Origin of the sequence: Levilactobacillus bambusae (assembly GCF_003124125.1) — a bacterium.
In the GTDB taxonomy this organism is placed as follows: Bacteria; Bacillota; Bacilli; order Lactobacillales; family Lactobacillaceae; genus Levilactobacillus; species Levilactobacillus bambusae.
Genome location: NZ_QCXQ01000032.1, coordinates 1 through 1,385 on the forward strand (window position 1 = coordinate 1; position 1,385 = coordinate 1,385).

Sequence of the window (1,385 nt, forward strand, 5' to 3'; positions counted from 1 at the left end):
GACAGTTAAAATTATTAGAAACGATTTCTCAATCAATCCAAACCTTTATCACAACAACAAGCTTAGACCATCTTCAAAATCTGCCAGAAAATCTAAGTATCTTCACTATTCAGGATGGTAAAGCTTCTGTAAATGGAAATTGACAACATTGTAAAAGAACTCCTGTTTTCACTGGAGTTCTTTTCATTGTTTTTTACATAGAATAATTTGGTGCCTCATTAGTAATTTGCACATCATGAGGATGGCTTTCTTTCAAACCAGCACCAGACATTTCAATAAATTGAGCATTATCGTGTAGTTCTTTAAGGTTAGCTGCACCACAGTAACCCATACCAGAGCGAATACCACCAATCATTTGGAAAACAATATCAGCTGCCGCTCCTTTATAAGCAACACGACCTTCAATTCCTTCTGGAACGAGCTTGTTTGCTTCATTGACAGAACCTTGGAAATAACGGTCGCTTGAACCTTTCTTCATAGCAGCAATTGATCCCATACCACGGTAAGTCTTGAATTTACGTCCTTGGAAGATTTCAGTTTCGCCTGGAGCTTCATCAGTTCCAGCAAACATAGATCCAAGCATAACAGCATTTCCACCTGCAGCAAGTGCTTTTACAATATCTCCAGAATACTTGATCCCACCGTCAGCAATAATCGTTTTACCATATTCGCGCGCAACAGCTGCAGCATCGTAGATAGCTGTTACTTGCGGAACACCAACACCAGCAATCACACGAGTAGTACAGATAGAACCTGGTCCAATACCAACCTTAACAACGTCTACACCCGCTTCATAAAGGGCACGTGCACCTTCAGCAGTAGCAATATTTCCAGCAATCAAAGTCCGATCTGGGAAATGAGCACGAATCTCGGCAATTTTACGCAAGACACCTGCAGAATGACCATGTGCAGTATCAATAACAATCGCATCCGCTCCTGCCTCAAAAAGAGCCTCTGCACGTTCAAATGTATCTGAAGTAACACCTACTGCACCTGCAACTAGAAGACGACCAAATTCATCTTTAGCCGCATTTGGAAACTCAATAACTTTTTCAATATCTTTGATAGTGATCAAACCAGAAAGACTGCCTTCTTCATCGACCAACGGAAGTTTTTCAATACGATGCTCTTGAAGAATACTCTCAGCCGTTGCAAGATCCGTACCCACAGGAGCAGTAACAAGATTTTCACTAGTCATATGGTTTGAAATTGGTTGATTATAATCTGAAATAAAACGAAGATCTCGGTTTGTCAAAATACCAACCAATTTACGATTTTCAAGTGTTTCAACAACTGGAACACCACTGATGCGGTAACGACCCATAAGCTCATCTGCTTCAGCAATTTGGAAGATGGCGATTACTATATGGTAGTGACTTTACCAA

The 1,385-nt window shown here is 40.6% G+C and carries 2 pseudogenes; one reads left to right on the forward strand and one right to left on the reverse strand.

Annotated features, from left to right (window positions below):
• Positions 1-143, forward strand: a pseudogene (locus DCM90_RS09790) (DNA replication/repair protein RecF); the annotation flags it as partial.
• Positions 144-193: 50 nt separating this feature from the next.
• Here DCM90_RS09790 and guaB read toward each other — a convergent pair.
• Positions 194-1,348, reverse strand: a pseudogene (guaB, locus tag DCM90_RS09795) (IMP dehydrogenase); the annotation flags it as partial.
• Positions 1,349-1,385 lie beyond the last annotated feature (37 nt).